This is a genomic window from Streptomyces sp. UC4497 (assembly GCF_054871485.1).
In genome coordinates this window covers 37,552-53,769 of record NZ_JBTYHB010000002.1, presented here as the reverse complement: position 1 = coordinate 53,769, position 16,218 = coordinate 37,552, and the positions used below count along the sequence as shown (strand labels likewise).

At 72.0% G+C, this 16,218-nt stretch carries 15 protein-coding genes; 8 read left to right on the top strand and 7 right to left on the bottom strand.

Annotated elements, in window-relative coordinates; all coding sequences use genetic code 11:
- Position 1: 1 nt before the first annotated feature.
- Positions 2-1,120, top strand: coding sequence for a phosphotransferase family protein (locus ACYSUO_RS02940; RefSeq protein ID WP_461774413.1), 1,119 nt, complete (start codon positions 2-4; stop codon positions 1,118-1,120).
- Positions 1,121-1,124: 4 nt separating this feature from the next.
- Here ACYSUO_RS02940 and ACYSUO_RS02935 read toward each other — a convergent pair whose 3' ends face one another.
- The gene (locus ACYSUO_RS02935; RefSeq protein ID WP_461774412.1) at positions 1,125-1,577 is read right to left on the bottom strand and encodes a hypothetical protein; all 453 of its coding nucleotides are present in this window, start codon (positions 1,575-1,577) and stop codon (positions 1,125-1,127) included.
- Positions 1,578-1,810: 233 nt separating this feature from the next.
- Here ACYSUO_RS02935 and ACYSUO_RS02930 point away from each other — a divergent pair, with 233 nt between their 5' ends.
- From ACYSUO_RS02930 to fxsA, 4 genes are all read left to right on the top strand, one after another.
- Entirely contained in the window at positions 1,811-2,251 is a 441-nt protein-coding gene (locus tag ACYSUO_RS02930) for an Lrp/AsnC family transcriptional regulator (RefSeq protein ID WP_327664359.1), read from the top strand.
- A gap of 972 nt (positions 2,252-3,223) precedes the next feature.
- On the top strand, positions 3,224-4,846 hold the full coding sequence (locus ACYSUO_RS02925) for an amidohydrolase (protein ID WP_461774411.1): 1,623 nt from the start codon (positions 3,224-3,226) through the stop codon (positions 4,844-4,846).
- 532 nt (positions 4,847-5,378) lie between these two features.
- Positions 5,379-6,152 (top strand): polyprenol monophosphomannose synthase, encoded by a 774-nt coding sequence (locus tag ACYSUO_RS02920; RefSeq protein WP_461774410.1) that lies wholly within the window; start codon positions 5,379-5,381, stop codon positions 6,150-6,152.
- A 58-nt stretch (positions 6,153-6,210) separates the two neighbouring features.
- Positions 6,211-6,807 carry an FxsA family membrane protein gene (gene fxsA / locus ACYSUO_RS02915; RefSeq protein WP_461774409.1) on the top strand — a complete coding sequence of 199 codons (597 nt, stop codon included), beginning with the start codon at positions 6,211-6,213 and terminating at the stop codon, positions 6,805-6,807.
- Between the two features lie 94 nt (positions 6,808-6,901).
- Here fxsA and ACYSUO_RS02910 read toward each other — a convergent pair whose 3' ends face one another.
- The 4 genes from ACYSUO_RS02910 to yczE form a co-directional block, all read right to left on the bottom strand.
- Complete coding sequence (locus ACYSUO_RS02910; protein ID WP_266721963.1) at positions 6,902-7,282, bottom strand: RNA polymerase-binding protein RbpA; 381 nt, start codon at positions 7,280-7,282, stop codon at positions 6,902-6,904.
- 256 nt (positions 7,283-7,538) lie between these two features.
- The gene (locus ACYSUO_RS02905) at positions 7,539-8,888 is read right to left on the bottom strand and encodes an MFS transporter (protein ID WP_461774408.1); all 1,350 of its coding nucleotides are present in this window, start codon (positions 8,886-8,888) and stop codon (positions 7,539-7,541) included.
- Between the two features lie 46 nt (positions 8,889-8,934).
- Positions 8,935-9,702, bottom strand: coding sequence for a glycerophosphodiester phosphodiesterase (locus ACYSUO_RS02900; protein ID WP_461774407.1), 768 nt, complete (start codon positions 9,700-9,702; stop codon positions 8,935-8,937).
- Positions 9,699-10,409: a membrane protein YczE gene (gene yczE / locus ACYSUO_RS02895; RefSeq protein ID WP_461774406.1), complete on the bottom strand. Its 711-nt coding sequence runs from the start codon at positions 10,407-10,409 to the stop codon at positions 9,699-9,701. The genes ACYSUO_RS02900 and yczE overlap by 4 nt, the downstream gene beginning before the upstream one ends.
- 64 nt (positions 10,410-10,473) lie before the next feature.
- On the opposite strand from yczE, the gene ACYSUO_RS02890 reads away from it, so the two are divergent.
- Complete coding sequence (locus ACYSUO_RS02890; RefSeq protein WP_461774405.1) at positions 10,474-11,985, top strand: SCO1417 family PLP biosynthesis transcription factor; 1,512 nt, start codon at positions 10,474-10,476, stop codon at positions 11,983-11,985.
- 42 nt (positions 11,986-12,027) lie between these two features.
- Here the strand turns inward: ACYSUO_RS02890 and ACYSUO_RS02885 are convergent, their stop codons facing one another.
- A complete protein-coding gene (locus tag ACYSUO_RS02885) occupies positions 12,028-13,608 on the bottom strand; it encodes a hypothetical protein (protein WP_461774404.1) in 1,581 nt (526 codons plus the stop codon).
- A gap of 37 nt (positions 13,609-13,645) precedes the next feature.
- The gene (locus ACYSUO_RS02880; protein WP_266598445.1) at positions 13,646-13,840 is read right to left on the bottom strand and encodes a hypothetical protein; all 195 of its coding nucleotides are present in this window, start codon (positions 13,838-13,840) and stop codon (positions 13,646-13,648) included.
- A 281-nt stretch (positions 13,841-14,121) separates the two neighbouring features.
- Between ACYSUO_RS02880 and ACYSUO_RS02875 the strand changes: the two genes are divergently transcribed.
- Complete coding sequence (locus ACYSUO_RS02875; protein WP_461774403.1) at positions 14,122-14,514, top strand: ankyrin repeat domain-containing protein; 393 nt, start codon at positions 14,122-14,124, stop codon at positions 14,512-14,514.
- A gap of 279 nt (positions 14,515-14,793) precedes the next feature.
- Entirely contained in the window at positions 14,794-16,206 is a 1,413-nt protein-coding gene (locus tag ACYSUO_RS02870) for a HEAT repeat domain-containing protein (RefSeq protein ID WP_461774402.1), read from the top strand.
- The last annotated feature ends 12 nt before the right edge of the window (positions 16,207-16,218 follow it).

Sequence of the window (16,218 nt, the reverse complement as noted above, 5' to 3'; positions counted from 1 at the left end):
GATGGCGACAACACCCCGACAGCCCAGGCCCCGCACATCCACCCGTGAACCCGAGGAGGTGTCCCGGCGCCTCACCGCCTGGCTGGGGCGCCGGCTGCCGGGAGCGAAGGCGGTGAACGTCACCGTCCCCGAGTCCAACGGCATGTCGAGCGAGACCCTGCTCTTCGACATCGAGCACCCCGAACCACCCCTACGGGCCTGCGCGTTGCGGCTGGCCGCGGACCCGTCCGCGTACACGATCTTCCCGGTGTACGACATGCCGCGCCAGTACCGGACCATGCGGCTCGCGGCCGAACGCACCGGGCTTCCGGTGCCGCGCGTGCTGTGGCTGGAGGAGGACGAGGGGCCGCTCGGCGCCCCGTTCTTCGTCATGGAACGGGTGGCGGGCCGTGTGCCGCCCGACGTCATGCCCTATACGTACGAGGGGAATTGGCTGCACGAGGCGACCGACGACGAGCGGGAACGCCTGGAGGACGCGAGCGTCCAGGTGCTGGCGCGATTGCACGACTGCGCGCCGGCGGCCGAGGCGTCCTTCCTGGAACTGCCCGGCGAGGGAAGTCCGCTGCGCCGGCACGTGGACGCCCAACGCGCCTACTACGCCTGGGTGGTGGAGGGCCGCAGCCCCTCGCCCCTCATAGAGAGCGCCTTCGCACGCCTGGAGGAGATGTGGCCGCGGGAGCCGGGCCCCGCGGTCCTCAACTGGGGCGACGCCCGCATCGGCAACATCATCTACGAGCAGGACGGGTTCGCGCCCGCCGCCGTCCTCGACTGGGAGATGGCCTCGCTCGCCCCGCGCGAGGTCGACCTCGGCTGGACGGTGTATCTGCACCGCTTCTTCCAGGATCTGACCGAGGCCTTCGGGCAGCACGGCCTGCCGGACTTCCTGCGCCGCGACCGCGTCGAGGCGCGCTACGCCCGGCTCACTGGCCACACCCCGCGCGACATGGAGTTCTACACGCTGTACGCGGCCCTGCGGCACGCGTGCGTGATGCTCCGCGTCGCCTACCGGCAGATCCACTTCGGCGAGGCCACCGAGCCCGCCGACCCGGACACACTGATCCTGCACCACGACAGCTTGCGGGCCATGGTGCGGGGCAGTTACTGGGCCGACCGGGCGTAGCGGGTCAGGCGGCGGCTCGGCGGTAGGGCTGGTCGGGCACCCGGATGGGGCGCGAGCCGGGGCCACCGGCGTGCGAGAAGGGCTGTGTACGCCAGTCGAGTCCCTGAGGGAGCGTCAACAGAAGGGCGGCGTCCTGCTCTTGGGCGCCCACCAGGTCGTCCGTGGGCAGCGCCTCCGCGACGGTCCTGCCGCTGCCGACGCAGACGGTGAGCCCGAACGGGTCCCACGGCGACGTCACATGGGCGTGCTCCGGCAGTACGTCCTCCTCCGCGAGGAGGGCGATGGCCTTGCCACAGTCGGGGCAGGCCACCCGGTACATCTCGAACGTCTCGTACCCGTCCCCCTCGTCCCCTGCCGCGTCGAAGGCGTCGGGTTCGACGCCCTCCGGCTGGGGCTCGGCGATCGCCTGCTGGCGGCCGCGCGCGCCAGGACGTCCGGAACGCTTCACACTCTGCATGGGATTCTCCCCCTCGGGTGGGCCGGCCGCGGATGTCCATGAGTGGCGGCCTCGGCCACAGCAAGCATTTCCCGGCTGTTCGTCGAGGTAATCACTCCATGCCGGTGGACACGGCCCGAGTCCTGTGGTGTTCGTCACATGTCGAATGGACTTGCCCGCCCGGCGGTAGACGTATCGCCCATCTCGTTCTTTCAGGTATCCGTGAGGATCAAGGGACCGGTAGGTTCAGCGGCATGGAGGAGCTCGACCGACAGATTGTGCAGCTGCTCGTCAAGGACGGGCGGATGAGCTACACCGACCTGGGCAAGGCCACGGGCCTGTCCACGTCCGCGGTGCACCAGCGGGTGCGTCGCCTCGAACAGCGCGGCGTGATCCGGGGCTACGCCGCGGTCGTCGACCCGGAGTCGGTCGGCCTGCCGCTCACCGCGTTCATCTCGGTCAAACCGTTCGACCCGAGCGCCCCCGACGACATCGCGGAACGCCTCGCGGGTGTCCCCGAGATCGAGGCGTGCCACAGCGTGGCCGGCGACGAGAACTACATCCTCAAGGTCCGGGTCGAGACCCCCCACGAACTGGAAAACCTCCTGGCCCGAGTCCGCTCCCTGGCCGGCGTCTCCACCCGCACGACGGTGGTCCTCTCCACGCCGTACGAGGCGAGGCCGCCGAGGGTTTAGGGGGCGGGCCTGGGCGGTTTGGCGGGGCCGGATGGGCCACGCGTGGCCGGATGGGCTCGGCGGGGCCGGGCCCCGGGCGAAACGGGTCCGGTGGGGCCGGGCCGGTGGGGTGAGACGGGTCCGGTGGAGGGGGGGGTACCGGGGCTGTGCGGCACTGGACTGCCGTCGGCCCCCGTTCCAGCGTCTCCCCGCCCCTCTCCCACCCACCCGCCCCCTCCAGGGGCGTCGGCCCGACGGGGTGTGCTGTGCTGCCTGCGGCACGGTCATCCGCCCGGCCTGTTGCGGCCGATCGTCCCCCGCCACGGGGCTCTGCCCCGGACCCCGCTGCTCAATCGCCGCATGGGCTGAAAATGCCCACTCGCCACGAGACTCGAATTGTCCCACCCGCAGGCAATCGCCCGGCTCCCGCCCATCTCCCACCCACCCGCCCCCTCCGGGGGCGTCGGCGGACGGGGTGCTGTCTCCGGCACGGTCCTCCGTCCGGCCTCTTGCGTCCGGTCGCCCCACGCCACGGGGCTCTGCGGCCCCCGCGAGTCTCGTCCCAGAGCGGGGCTTGATTTGCCCGACTCGACCGCCACAGCACGGTGCGCCGCCCCCGCCTCGGGCAACCTCCGCCAACCCCGGCTCCCCACCCCAACGGTCGGCCGCCACCGCCTTGGGCAATCTGCCGCCTGGGGCGGCAGGGTGGGCAAGGCGGCCCCCGGTGCCGCGTGGCGATGGCGGAAGGCGTCACCCCGGTGAACCCCCTGGCCCCCATGCCGCGCGGCACGACGGAGGGCCCCAGCCCCGGCCCCGGCACAGGCCTGGCCCCGATGCCGCACAGCACGACGGAGAGCGTCACCCCCGGCGGCCCCCAGGCCCCCCGCCCCCGCGCAACGGTCACAGCCGGCCCCGACCCCGGCACGGGTAGAAAAGAAAGCCGTCGACCACCCCGCGGCACACCCCACCCCCCGGACACGGGAAACTGTCACCATGAGCACGCCCCCCACCCCCCGCACCGTCCTCCTGCGCCGAGGCGAGATCCACAGCCCGGCCGACCCCTTCGCCACCGCGATGGTCGTGGAGGCCGGCCACATCGCCTGGGTCGGCTCGGAGGGCGCGGCGGACGCGTTCACGGACGGCGTGGACGAGGTGATCGACCTCGACGGCGCCCTGGTGACCCCCGCGTTCACCGACGCCCACGTCCACACCACGTCGACCGGCCTCGCCCTGACCGGCCTCGACCTCACGGCCGCCCGCACCCGCACCGAAGCCCTGACCCTCGTACGGGAACACGCCGCGGCCAACCCCACCGACCGCGTCCTCCTCGGCCACGGTTGGGACGCCGCCCGCTGGCCCGACCGCACGCCCCTCACCCGCGCCGAACTCGACGAGGCCACGGCCGGCCGCCCCATCTACCTCTCCCGTATCGACGTGCACTCGGCCGCCGTCAGCACCGCCCTCCTTGACCTCGTACCCGGCATCGCGGACCGCCCCGGATTCGCCCCCGAGGGCCCCCTCACCCGCGACGCCCACCACGCCGTGCGCGCCGCCGCACTCGCCGCCGTGGGCCCCCAGCAACGTACGGAGGCCCAGCGCGCCGCGCTCCGGCACGCCGCGTCGCTCGGCATCGGCTCGGTCCACGAGTGCGCGGGCCCCGACATCTCCTCCGAGGACGACTTCACCGGCCTGCTCGACCTCGCCCGCTCCGAGCCGGGCCCGCGCGTCGCCGGCTACTGGGCGGACCGCGACATCCAGCGCGCCCGCGCACTCGGCGCGCTGGGCGCCGCGGGCGACCTGTTCGTCGACGGCTCCCTCGGCTCCCACACGGCATGCCTGCACGAGCCGTACGCCGACATCGCCGACGCGCCGCACAAGGGCGCCGCCTACATGTCGGCCGAAGAAATCGCCGCCCATGTAGTCGCCTGCACGGAGTCCGGCCTCCAGGCCGGCTTCCACGCCATCGGCGACGCCGCCCTCACCGCCGTGGTCGACGGCATGCGCGGCGCCGCCGAAAAGGTCGGCCTCGCGCGCGTACGCGCGGCCAGGCACCGCGTGGAGCACGCCGAGATGCTCACGCCCGAAACCGTCGCCGCCTTCGCGGAGTTCGGCCTCACCGCCTCCGTACAGCCCGCCTTCGACGCCCTGTGGGGCGGCGAGGACGGCATGTACGCCGACCGCCTCGGTGTCGAGCGGGCGCGCACCCTCAACCCGTACGCGGCCCTCCTGAAGGCCGGTGTCCCGCTCGCCTTCGGCTCCGACAGCCCGGTCACCCCGCTCGACCCGTGGGGCACGATCCGCGCCGCCGCCTTCCATAAGACGCCCGAACACCGCGTCTCCGTACGCGCCGCGTTCACCGCCCACACGCGCGGGGGCTGGCGCGCCGTCGGCCGCGACGACGCGGGCATCCTCGTCCCGGGCGCCCCCGCCGACTACGCCGTCTGGCGCACGGACGAGTTGGTCGTGCAGGCGCCGGACGACCGTGTGGCCCGCTGGTCGACCGATCCGCGCTCCGGAACACCCGGCCTGCCGGACCTCTCCCCGGGAGTCCAACTCCCGGTCTGCCTGCGGACGGTGGTGTTCGGTCAGACGGTCTTCGTAGGGCCGGACGAGTGATAACCGGGGCGCCACGACTTCGATCTTGCCGCGACACGGTCCCGTGCGACCTGCGAATCCTCCCCGCTGACCAGCGGAGTTCGCAGAGAGCCGCAGGTCGAACGCCTGTTGACAAGTCGCGGCGGTCGACGGGTAGGTTCGGCCGGGTCCACCACCTCCAGGTACGACCGGGGAAGTCCAGGCAGTCGTAGAACGCAGCTGGGTCAGGGGGTGGTGCGCCGCACCGGCGTACCACCACTGGGAGCCAGGCCCAGCGCCCGCGCCACGGGGCGCTGGAACGTTCCGGCCGGTCGGCCAGGTGCGACCCGGGTGGGGCCCGGGCGTTCAGTAGACAACGGCTTTAGGTCGACCCGCAGCCAGCGGGCCCCAGGTCGGCCCGAAGGACGCCCGGCCCCGATCCGCAGTTTTCGTAGACAAGTAGTGATGGGTTCCGTTTCCCGCCCTCCACAGCTCACCCAGGGCGCCTTATCGGCGTGAACTGGGGTGCTCGCTATGGTGGTCCCCTTGTGGACGGAAGTTTTAAGGGGAAGCTGTGAGCGACGGCGGCGGGCGGACATTCGGCCCTCTGGGCACGACCTTGGTGATCATCCCGACCTACAACGAGGCGGAGAACATCAAGCCCGTGGTGGGCCGTGTGCGGGAGTCCGTGCCCGCGGCGCACGTCCTGATCGCCGACGACAACAGCCCCGACGGCACCGGCAAACTCGCCGACGAGCTGGCCGCCGACGACGAGCAGGTGCACGTCCTGCACCGCACCGGCAAGGAGGGCCTGGGCGCCGCCTACCTCGCGGGCTTCTCCTGGGGCATGGAGCACGGCTACGGCGTCCTGGTCGAGATGGACGCCGACGGCTCCCACCAGCCGGAGGAGCTGCCCCGCCTGCTGACCGCGCTGAAGGGCGCCGACCTGGTCCTGGGCTCGCGCTGGGTGCCCGGCGGGCGGATCGTCAACTGGCCCAAGTCCCGACAGTTCATCTCCCGCGGCGGCTCCACGTACTCACGTCTCCTCCTGGACGTCCCGATCCGCGATGTCACCGGCGGCTACCGCGCCTTCCGCCGCGAGACCCTGGAGGGCCTCGGTCTCGACGAGGTCGCCTCGCAGGGCTACTGCTTCCAGGTCGACCTGGCCCGCCGCGCGGTGCGGGAGGGCTATCACGTGGTGGAGGTCCCCATCACCTTCGTGGAGCGCGAGCGCGGCGACTCCAAGATGAGCAAGGACATCGTCGTGGAGGCCCTGTGGCGGGTCACCACGTGGGGCGTGGGGGCGCGGGTGGACAAGGTCCTGGGCCGCAAGCCGGACGTCCGCTGAGAGCGATCTTGATCCCCCGCTTACGCCAATCGCATCCGGGCCCAGGCAAACTGGATGCATGACCACTGGCACTCCGCCTCGTAATCCGTCCACCGGGGCCCGGCGCTCCCGGCTCCGCAGGTATCTGCCGCTCGCCGTCGCGGCCTGGATGGTCCTGGAGATCTGGCTGCTGACGGTGGTGGCGGGCGCGATCGGCGGCTTCACGCTCGGCATCCTGCTGGTGGCCGGCATCGTGCTCGGATCCGTGGTGATGAAGTCCGCGGGGCGCCGCGCGTTCCAGAACCTCACGGAGACGCTGCAGCGCCAGCAGAGCGGCTCTCCCGAGGCCTCCAAGCCCCCTGAGCAGCGCTCGCAGGGCAATGGGCTGCTGATGCTCGCCGGGCTCCTCCTGATGATCCCTGGGCTGATCTCGGACGCTCTCGGTCTGCTGCTGCTCGTTCCGCCGCTGCGCACGGCACTGAGCCGGTACACGGAGCGCAAGGTCGAGCGGAAGATGGGTGCGGCGGCGGGCCCGGGGTCGTTCGGTGACGCGTTCCAGCAGGCCCGGATGCGGCAGTCCGGCGGCACCGTCATCCAGGGCGAGGTGATCAAGGACGGCGAGCGTCCGGGTCCGCGCGGGGACGATGCGGACCCGCGGCCGCCGCTCACCCCCTGACGGAGGCCACGACGGGGGGACCCACGACAAACGGCCGGGGCCGGACACACGGTGTGTGTCCGGCCCCGGCCGTTGTGCGGTGCGTTTCTGGGAGTCAGGCCGACTTGCGTCCGCTGTTGTCCCGCGGGTGCACCGCGATGTTCATCGCGCCCGAACGCAGAACTGCCAGACGCTCCTCGAGGACCTCTTCGAGCTCCTCACGGGTGCGCCGCTCCATCAGCATGTCCCAGTGCGTACGAGCCGGCTTCCCCTTCTTCTCCTCAGGGCCGTCGCCGTCCACGAGAAGTGCCTGGGCCCCGCAGACCTTGCACTCCCACTCCGGCGGAATTTCGGCCTCCACCGAGAAGGGCATCTCAAAGCGATGTCCCTTCTCGCATGCGTACTCCACGGCCTGGCGCGGAGCCAGGTCGATGCCGCGGTCCGTCTCGTAGCTGGTCACTACGAGGCGTGTACCGCGAAGAGCTCGCTCACTCATGAATCGTGCCTCCCGGGCTTGTCGCCCACAGGACAGGTGTCGCTGTCGTCGTCATCCGGTCAACGTCCGGTCGGCGGTAAAGATTCCCGGTTCCCGGGTCATGCGTCGCCGTCGTAGCCGCCCCTTGTTGTACCCACCGGTGACCGGTTTGTCACATCTCACGCAGGATGTCACCCAGCGTTTCGCGATCTAGACGTGCAGTAACGGTACGCCTGGCAGGCCAACCGCGTACACTACCGGGATTTGTCTTCAGGTGCTAAATCCGGGCGGGTACGGAATTGCCCGCGTCGCGCACCGCCCGATGGACCGGAACCCTCGCGAGCAGAACAAAACCGATCACGAAGAAGGCGACAAGGGACACGATCGCGTCGCGATAACTCCCGGTCAGCTGGTACGCGAGCCCGAACACCAGGGGTCCCACCCAGCTCATCCCGCGGTCGCTCATCTCGTACGCGGAGAAGTACTCGGCCTCCTTGCCTGCCGGTACGAGGTGCGAGAAAAGCGAACGGGACAGCGCCTGGGTGCCGCCCAGGACGAGCCCGATGCCGGCGGCGAGCACGAAGAACCACGCCGGCGCCCCGGCCGGCAGGAAGTAGCCGGCCCCGATCGTCACCGTCCACGCCACAAGAGAGCCGAGGATCGTGCGCTTGGCGCCGTACGTGCGGGCGAGGCGGCCCATCGCGAGCGCCCCGGCCACCGCCAGGAGCTGCACGAGCAGCACCGCCACGATGAGCGTCGACTGGTCGAGTCCGAGCTCCTCGGAGCCGTACACGGAGGCCTGTGAGATCACCGTCTGCACGCCGTCGTTGTAGACGAGGTAGGCGAGGAGGAACGAGAGCGTCAGCGGGTGGCGGCGCATGTCCTTCACCGTGGCGAGCAGCTGCCGCGGCCCGGAGGTCGTACCACCCGGCGCGGGCTGCGTGCGCCGGTCGCGCAGGCGGCGTAGCGGCACCACGGTGAACGCGCCCCACCAGACGCCCGCCGACGCCAGACAGATGCGTACCGCCGTCGACTCGGAGACACCGAAGGTGTCGTGGGCCGTGTACAGCACCAGGTTCGCCAGGAGGACGAGGGCGCCCGAGGCGTAACCGAAGGCCCAGCCGCGCGAGGAGACCGCGTCGCGTTCCTCCGGGGGCGCGATCTGCGGCAGGTACGAGTTGTAGAGCACCATCGAGACGGCGAGCGAGGAATTCGCGACTACAAGGAGAAGGCCGCCCAGCAGATAGCGGTCGCCGTCCAGGAAGAACATCCCGGCCGTCGCCGCCGCGCCTATGTAGGCGCAGAGCGCGAGCAGCGGCTTCTTGCGGCCCGTACGGTCCGCGGCCGCGCCCGCGAGGGGCATCACGAAGATCGACAGGATCACCGACAGGGAGACCGAGTACGCGAAGAACGAGCCCGCGCGGACCGGGATGCCCAAGGGGTGCACGAAGCCGTCCGGGTCCGCCGCTGCCTTCGCGACCGAGGTCAGATACGGCCCCAGGAACACCGTCAGGACGCTGGTCGAATAGACCGAGCACGCCCAGTCGTAGAAGTACCAGCCGCGTTGCTCGCGCCTGCGCTCGGCGGACGTCCCCTGCGCCGTCTCCCGCGCGATGTCGGTCCCCACCCGTGTCCCCTTGCCGTCCCCGCCGTCCGGCGCCGCGGGGTGGCGGTCAGACCCACGTCCCCCGGTCCTTGAGGACGTCCCGCAGCGTCTCGATGTGATCGGAAACTATGCCATCGACCCCGAGGTCGAGAAGTCGCCGCATCTCCTTCTCGTCGTTCACCGTCCACGCGTGGACCTGCAGCCCGCGCGCGTGGGCGGCCTGCACGAAGCGGTGGTCGACGACCCGGACCCGCCCGTGCGCCACCGGCACCTGGGCGCAGACCGCGGAGCGGCGCAGCGTCGCCGGAACCCCGTACGAACGAAGGCGCAGACCCAGCACACCCCTGGTGCCGTACGACGTGGCGAGGCGGGGACCCGCGAGCGCCTGCGCGCGGGCGACGCGCGCCTCGGAGAAGGAGCCGACACAGACGCGGTCCCACGCGCGCGTGCGGCGCAGCAGGTCGAGGAGGGGGACGAGCGCGGGCTCCGCTTTCACGTCCACGTTCCAGCGCGCGTCCGGGAACGACTCCAGCAGCTCCTCGAAGAGCGGCACCGGTTCGCTGCCCGCCACGCGCGCGTGGCGCACCGTGGACCACGGGAGGTCGGCGATCCGGCCGCCGTCGTCCGTGACCCGGTCGAGCGTCGTGTCGTGGAAGGCGACGAGCCGCCCGTCGGACGTCGCGTGCACATCGGTCTCGAGATAGCGGTAGCCGAGGTCCACGGCGCGGCGGAACGCGGCGGCGGTGTTCTCCAGGCCGTCCGCCGCCCCGCCCCGGTGGGCGAGCGCGAGCGGACCCGGGTGGTCGAGGTAGGGATGGCGTACGCGCGAGGTCACCGTCGCAGTATGGCCCGCCGGGGTGTGCCGCCGGCGACCGCGGTGGGGCCCGCGGGCGACGCGGGGACGGCGAAGACGCGCAGGAAGAACTGGGCCAGCGGGCCGATCGTCAGGGCGTACAGCACCGTGCCGACGCCGATCGTGCCGCCGAGCAGGAAGCCGCTCGCCACGACGGCGATCTCGACGACCGTGCGCATCAGGCGGATCGAGCGGCCGGTGCGCTGGTGGAGTCCGGTCATCAGGCCGTCGCGCGGGCCGGGGCCGAACTTCGCCGCAATGTAGAGACCGGTCGCGGCACCGTTGAGCACGATGCCCGCGAGCATCAACGGGATGCGCACTCCGTAGGAGTGCGGGTCCGGGACGACCGCGAGCGTGCCGTCGATCGCGAGGCCCACCACGAAGACGTTCGAGACGGTGCCGAGGCCGGGCCGCTGCCGCAGCGGGATCCACAGGAGCAGCACGATCGCGCCCGCGATGATCGACACGACGCCGATGGAGATGCCCGTCAGCTCGGCGAGCCCCTGATGCAGCACGCCCCAGGGCTCCAGGCCGAGTCCCGCCTCCACGAGAAGCGCCGAACTGGCGCCGTACAGCGCGAGACCTACGTAGAGCTGCACGAAGCGGCGGACGAGCGGGCCGCCGGGCGACGGAGCGGACGGTGACGCGGACAAGGTGAGCCCCTCAGTGGTGGTAGTGGCCTGACGCATGACACTGTGTGGCGTGGAATTGGATGCCAACCATGGCCAATTCGAGGAAGGTGGACTGGCTCGCATGGCTCAGTGGACTTCGGCGATCGGCTCGACCCAGCTCGCCCGGCTGCTCACCTCGCAGCAGCCGCGCCCCGCGGGCCCCGGCACCCGCCGCCCGCCCGCCTACCGCGCCCTCGCCGACGGCATCCGCCTGCTCGTCCTGGAGGGCCGCGTCCCGGTGGCCACGCGGCTTCCTGCCGAGCGCGAACTGGCCCAGGCACTCTCGGTGAGCCGCACCACGGTCGCGGCCGCCTACGAAGCGCTGCGCGGCGAGGGGTTCCTGGAATCCCGCAGGGGAGCGGGCAGCTGGACCGCCGTGCCTGCCGGGAACCCGCTTCCCGCGCGCGGCCTGGAACCCCTGCCGCCCGAGGCCCTCGGCTCCATGATCGACCTCGGCACGGCGGCCCTGCCCGCCCCCGAACCGTGGCTGACCCGCGCCGTACAGGGCGCCCTGGAAGAACTGCCGCCGTACGCCCACACCCACGGCGACTACCCGGCGGGGCTGCCCGCGCTGCGCACCATGATCGCCGAGCGGTACACCGCGCACGGCATCCCGACCATGCCCGAACAGATCATGGTCACGACCGGTGCGATGGGCGCCATCGACGCGATCTGCCACCTCTTCGCGGGCCGCGGCGAACGCGTGGCCGTGGAATCACCTTCGTACGCGAACATCCTTCAACTGATGCGCGAGGCGGGCCTCAGGCTCGTGCCCGTCGCCATGGCCGACGGGCTCCAGGGGTGGGACCTCGAGCGCTGGCGCCAGGTGCTGCGCGAGGCGGCGCCCCGGCTCGCTTACGTAGTCGCCGATTTCCACAATCCGACGGGCGCGCTCGCCGACGAGGAGCAGCGCCGCTCGCTGGTGGACTCCGCGCGCGCGGCGGGCACCGTCCTGGTGGTCGACGAGACCATGACGGAGCTGCACGTCGACGGGGAGGACAGCGCGAGTGCGGGGATGCCGCGCCGGGTCTGCGCGTTCGACCCCGCGGGCTCCACGGTGATCACGGTCGGCTCGGCCAGCAAGGCGTTCTGGGCGGGCATGCGGATCGGCTGGGTGCGGGCCGCGCCCGACGTCATCCGCAGCCTGGTCGCCGCCCGCGCGTACGCGGACCTCGGCACCCCGGTCCTGGAGCAGCTGGCGGTGAACTGGCTGCTGAACACCGGGGGTTGGGAGGAGGCCGTCGCGCTGCGGCGCGCACAGGCGCGCGGGAACCGTGACGCGCTGGTGGCCGCCGTGCGGCGGGAGCTGCCGGACTGGGAGTTCGAGGTGCCGAACGGAGGCCTCACTCTGTGGGTGAAGGCCGGCGGCTTGTCGGGCTCGCGCCTCGCCGAACTCGGCGAGCGGGTCGGGGTGCGCGTCCCCTCGGGGCCCCGCTTCGGCGTCGACGGCGCCTTCGAGGGGTACGTACGGCTGCCGTTCACCGTGGGCGGCGCCGTGGCCGACGAGGCGGCGGCGCGGCTCGCGGCGGCGGCGCAGCTCGTCCGGGACGGTCAGGGCACGGGCGGGGACGTGCCGCGCACCCTGATCGCGTAGCCGGGCGCCTCTCTCGCAGGTGGCTCATTCCCGCGCAGGCGTTCAGCGCTCGGCCAGCGCCTCGGCCTCGTCGGGCACCGATTCGACCGGGGCCTCCATGGCAGCGTCGGCGGGCGTGCTGCGCTCCGGGAGGAGCGCCGTGACCGCCTGCCGGTGGGCCTCGCTCGTCGCGTCGTCGTACGGGTCCGGGGTGGCGGGGACCTGGAGGCGGTGGACCTGCCCCGTGCCCAGGCGGGCGTAGCCGCGGCCCGCAGGGACGTCGGCGGTGGGCGTCGTCTGCGGCAGGGTGCCGAGCACGTCCTGAAGCTCCTCCGCAGAGGCCGGGCCGAGCGCCACGCGCGCGCGGGTGTGCTGCCTGACCGGGTCGATCAGGGCGTCGAGGCTGTCGAACTGCTCGGCCACTACGACCGTCACGCCGGCCGCGCGGCCGTGCCTGAGAGGCACCTGGAGCAGCGTCTGCGGGTCCTTGCGGCCGTCCGCGGCGGCGAGATGACCCAGGGCGCTCGGACGGTCCAGCAGGATCCACAGCGGGCGCTTGATGTCGTCCGGGGTGGGATGCCCGGCCTGTCGCGCCCGGTTCGCGGAGATCAGCCGCCGCTCCGTCTCGTGTGCCGCCCATTCGAGGCTGGTCAGCGCGCCGGCAAGCCCGCACTCCACGGCGAGCACCCCGGAGCGGCCGACCAGACACGCGTAGTCGCCCGTCCCGCTGCCCTCGACGATCAGCACGTCACCGTGGCGCAGGGCCTGCAACGCCACGGAACGCAGCAGGGACGTCGTGCCGCTGCCCGGCTGCCCCGCGACCAGCAGGTGGGGCTCGGTGGAGCGGACGCCGGTGCGCCACACGACGGGCGGCACGTCCCGCTCCTCCTCGCCCGCCATCACCGGCAGCGTGCGCTGGACGCCGGTCCCGTCGGTGAAGCCGAGCACGGTCTCGCCGGGCGAGGTCACGAAGGGCTGGGCGGCGATGTCCGTGGGCAGCGGGTCGAGCACGTTCACCGTCAGGTGGTTGCCCTCCTCGTCCCACGCGAAGTGGTACTCGCGGCCCCGGCCGAGCTTGGCGTGCAGCAGCTGCTCGATCCGGGCCCGCGAAGCCGCTTCCCCGTCCGTGAAGTACGCGGGGTAGCGGATGCCGATCCGGTCGACCCGGCCGTCGCCGTCGAAGTCGAACGTCTCGAAGGCCTTCTCCCAGTCGCCCCCGTGCGCGTACAGCGGGCTCGGGTCGTCGGCTACGGAGAAGTACGGTACAAGCGCCTCGTAGAGGGACGAGAGGCGCTGTACCTGCGAATCGTCGGGGCCGGTCTGCTCCGGCGGCTTCGGATCGCGCCCCTTCCATCCGGCCGCCGCCATCAGGGTGATGAGCGCCAGCAGCGGACCGTATGGAATGAACACCACGACCAGGACGACGGCGGCCACCATGAAGAGCAGCGGTCCGCGCCGCTCCTTTGGGGTGTCCGCCCACTTCTGCCGCCCGGCACCGGCCAGGCGGCGCAGCCCGCGGCTGACCGTGATGAGGGGATGGAGTACGTCGGTGGCACCGTCGGCGGCCGTCCGAGCCATGTCCCGGCTCCGGGCGATCGTGGCGCTGCCGTTGCTCAGAATGCGGGGGAGTGGGCGCCTGGCCACGTCGTTCTCCTGAAGGTGTGTGCGGGTGAGCGGTCCGTCAGAACTTGATCCCGCCGAGCAGGCTGGCGAGGCTCTGGCCGCCCGCCTTGATGCTCGGGGCGATGGCCGTGCCCGCCAAGTAGAAGCCGAAGAGGGCGCAGACCAGTGCGTGCGAGGCCTTCAGGCCGTCCTTGCGGAAGAACAAGAAGACGATGATGCCGAGCAGCACGACGCCCGAGATGGACAGGATCATGAGGGTTCTCCTGGTTGATGGGGACAGTCACCATGAGTTCTTCCAGGCTCACAGCATGTATCTATACGACAAAAGGTGCAAATGGGTGGAAATTCTTTGCTTTCACCCAATTGACCAGCTGCTGCTGAGCCGCTCGAGCGTGCTGCCGGACGGTCGTCCGCACTCTTCGTGATCTTTGCCTCGGTGGGTTCGGGTCATGTGCCGGACCGGGCAGTACCCTGTCGATTCACTCGTACGGCTGCACGGCCGTACCGGCACGTATGAGAAAGGCGGTCCGCCCGATGAGCGAAGCCCCCGACCCGGAGGTCGTGGAGCTGGCCACCAAGATCTTCGACCTCGCGCGACGCGGCGAGACGGAGGCTCTCGTGGGCTACGTGGACGCCGGGGTGCCGGCGAATCTCACGAACGACCGGGGCGACACGCTCGTCATGCTCGCGGCCTACCACGGGCACGCCGAGGCGGTGCGTGCCCTGCTGGAGCGCGGCGCCGAGGCCAACCGCGCCAACGACAAGGGCCAGACCCCGCTCGCGGGGGCCGTCTTCAAGGGCGCCGACGACGTGATCAGGGCGCTGCTCGACGGCGGCGCCGATCCGGCCGCTGGGACCCCTTCGGCGGTCGACACGGCCCGGATGTTCGGTAAGACGGAGCTCGTCGACCTCTTCGGCGCCTCCTGACACATCGGCTCTGACCAGGCAAAACGGGGGTACGGGAAATGTGGTCGCGGTGTGCTCCGCAGCTGGGTCATGATGACGACGTGATTTACGGACGCGAGGCCGGGGCAGGTGGTGCCCACGTGCAGAGCGGGCCGTGAACGGCCCGGTTCCGGGCCTTGGACGAGAGGCAGAGAAATGGGTAGCAGCAAGCAAGAGACGGCGGGCGCTCCGACGTGTTGTCGCGTGGCCAGGTAGGTGAGCATCCCGGTTGCGTCGACGCTTGATTTGAGGCTGTTTCCCATGTTCGAACCGGTCATAGCGCCCAGCGGTACGCTGCTCGGCCTGCTGCAGCGGGGCCGCGGCGACGGCACGCTGCACGCGCTGACGGCGCCGCGTGCCGAGGCGCTCGCGGCTCTCAATCACTGTGTGCTGAGCGACCCCCGCCACGACTGGCAGGTGGAGAACCGCTCGCTGTACTACGCCCGGCTCTACGTCGACCTCCATGGCGAGCTCGACGAGATCGAGCAGCACCTCTTCGACCCCGAGGATCTCCTCGACACCGAGGAGTCACGCACGGGCCTGGCGCTCGCGGTCCTCGGCCACCTCGCCTCCTACGGAAGGCGGGACGCCCTGGAGCTGCTGCGCAAGTACGCCGCCGTGGGCGGCAACTGGGCCTGGGCGCTCGACGAGCTGGCCCTGCGCGACGACGACGCGGGCCTGCGCGCGCTCGCCGAGCCGGTCCTCGCCCGCTTCCCGGCCGACGCCGAGGCCGAGCTCGCCGCCGTCGTGCGCGACGCCTTCGAGCCGCGACCCTGGCGCCTGTGGGCCGACGATCCGCGGCCGCATGTGGGGGCACGCGTGCGTGCCGCGCAGGAAACCGGCTCCTTCGACCGCTGGCAGCGGCAGATGCGTCCTGCGGGGCCGCGCCCCGAGTGGAGCGTGCAGGCCGTCTTCGACTGGGCCCAGGAGGGCTTCGAACGGGGCGCCGTCCTGTACGTGCCCGCCGCCCGCTGCCTGACCGCCGTGGCGGGTCCCGAGGACCACGCCGAGATCGTGCGGGCCGCGCAGGACGGGACCGACGGGGCGCGCTGCACCGCCCTTCGCTACCTCGCCGACATGCACGACCCGGGCGTACTCGATCTCATCGAGGCCGCCGTGGAGGCGCCGTCCCGCGTGGTCGTGGACGCCGCCCTCGACGCCTTCGAGCGAATGCGCAGCGCCGCCGTCGTGCAGCGGGCCCGGCAGTGGGCCCCCCGACCGGACGCTCTCGGCGCCGCCGCGGGCCGCATGCTCGCCTGCAGGGGCGGCGCACAGGACGGCGAGCTCGTCCTCGCCTCCCTTCGGGAGGCAGTACGCGGCGACGGCCCCGACGCCCCCACCCTCTGGCCGCTCGTCGACGGGGCGGGACGGCTCGGCATCGCCTGCGCCGCCCCCGTACTGCGGCACATCTACCGCGAGACGGCGTCCTCGCATCTGCGCGGGCGCGCCGCCCGCGCCCTCGCCGCCACCGATCCCTCCTTCGCCGCCGGGTTCGCCGTCGAGTGCCTGTGGGACTGCGAGGAGAGCACCCGGGAGGTCGCCGCGCGGCACGCCGAGACGGGCGACGCCCGCGTCGTCGATCAACTGCGCCGCCTCGCCGCCGATCCGGCCGAGGAGGACGAGGTGCAGACCGCGGTCCGCAGCAGGATCGGTCCCGACGCCCCGGCGTTGTGACGCGCTGATTTC

Excerpts from the sequence above, each read along its gene's own strand:
- ACYSUO_RS02875 (WP_461774403.1), top strand. The coding sequence starts at position 14,122 with ATGAGCGAAGCCCCCGACCCGGAGGTCGTGGAGCTGGCCACCAAGATC.
- ACYSUO_RS02910 (WP_266721963.1), bottom strand. The coding sequence starts at position 7,282 with ATGAGTGAGCGAGCTCTTCGCGGTACACGCCTCGTAGTGACCAGCTAC.
- ACYSUO_RS02880 (WP_266598445.1), bottom strand. The coding sequence starts at position 13,840 with ATGATCCTGTCCATCTCGGGCGTCGTGCTGCTCGGCATCATCGTCTTC.
- ACYSUO_RS02935 (WP_461774412.1), bottom strand. The coding sequence starts at position 1,577 with ATGCAGAGTGTGAAGCGTTCCGGACGTCCTGGCGCGCGCGGCCGCCAG.
- ACYSUO_RS02930 (WP_327664359.1), top strand. The coding sequence starts at position 1,811 with ATGGAGGAGCTCGACCGACAGATTGTGCAGCTGCTCGTCAAGGACGGG.
- ACYSUO_RS02890 (WP_461774405.1), top strand. The coding sequence starts at position 10,474 with ATGGCTCAGTGGACTTCGGCGATCGGCTCGACCCAGCTCGCCCGGCTG.
- ACYSUO_RS02940 (WP_461774413.1), top strand. The coding sequence starts at position 2 with ATGGCGACAACACCCCGACAGCCCAGGCCCCGCACATCCACCCGTGAA.
- ACYSUO_RS02925 (WP_461774411.1), top strand. The coding sequence starts at position 3,224 with ATGAGCACGCCCCCCACCCCCCGCACCGTCCTCCTGCGCCGAGGCGAG.
- fxsA (WP_461774409.1), top strand. The coding sequence starts at position 6,211 with ATGACCACTGGCACTCCGCCTCGTAATCCGTCCACCGGGGCCCGGCGC.
- ACYSUO_RS02870 (WP_461774402.1), top strand. The coding sequence starts at position 14,794 with ATGTTCGAACCGGTCATAGCGCCCAGCGGTACGCTGCTCGGCCTGCTG.
- yczE (WP_461774406.1), bottom strand. The coding sequence starts at position 10,409 with ATGCGTCAGGCCACTACCACCACTGAGGGGCTCACCTTGTCCGCGTCA.